The sequence below is a fragment of the Paraburkholderia sp. BCC1885 genome (genome assembly GCF_900996235.1).
Lineage (GTDB): Bacteria > Pseudomonadota > Gammaproteobacteria > Burkholderiales > Burkholderiaceae > Paraburkholderia.
In genome coordinates, this window is the sequence record NZ_CAAJGM010000070.1 from 1 (window position 1) to 564 (window position 564).

The window sequence follows — 564 nt, forward strand, 5'->3', positions numbered from 1 at the left end:
TTCGACGGCGCGCCGCCCTATGTGACGGCGCAAGGCAAGGCCGATTTCGAGCGCCGCTACGTGGCGCGCGACGTGGTTTACCTGCTCGGCACGGCCGACACGGATCCCGCCACGCACTTCATCGATCGCTCCTGCGCGGCGATGGCCCAGGGGCCGAACCGGTTCGCGCGCGGGCTGGCTTATTTCGACTACCTGCGCGCGCGGCATCCTTTCGATTTCACGCAGACGCTGGTGGAGGTGCCCGGCGTCGGCCACGACAACCTGCGCATGTTCACCTCCGAATGCGGCACGGCGGTCCTGCTGGGGCAGCCGATTCCCGCTTCCTGCCCGGCGATGGGCGGGCAGGGTTGAAGCGCGATTGCCGGGACGGTCCTCCCGGCTTTCGTCAGGCGGATGGCGCCGTCGCGTCCGCCGCCGCGCCGTCTTCCCCCTCGCGCCGATAGGGCGCGTCCTGCCTGGCATCGCCCTGGTAGAAGGCCGGGAAGCGCGCCAACTGGCGCCGCGCGTCCTCGGGTGCGACGCCCTCGGCCAGCACCGCGCTGGAAAAACCGGTGCGCTGCATCA

1 protein-coding gene and 1 pseudogene are annotated in these 564 nt (G+C 70.7%); one reads left to right on the forward strand and one right to left on the reverse strand.

Going from position 1 to position 564, the window contains the following annotated elements; genetic code table 11:
• A pseudogene (locus tag FQ755_RS06005) lies at positions 1-351 on the forward strand (alpha/beta hydrolase); the annotation flags it as partial.
• A 34-nt stretch (positions 352-385) separates the two neighbouring features.
• On the opposite strand, the gene FQ755_RS06010 reads toward FQ755_RS06005, so the two are convergent.
• On the reverse strand, positions 386-564 hold a 179-nt coding region (locus FQ755_RS06010), incomplete at its 5' end, for a DUF934 domain-containing protein (protein ID WP_144152107.1).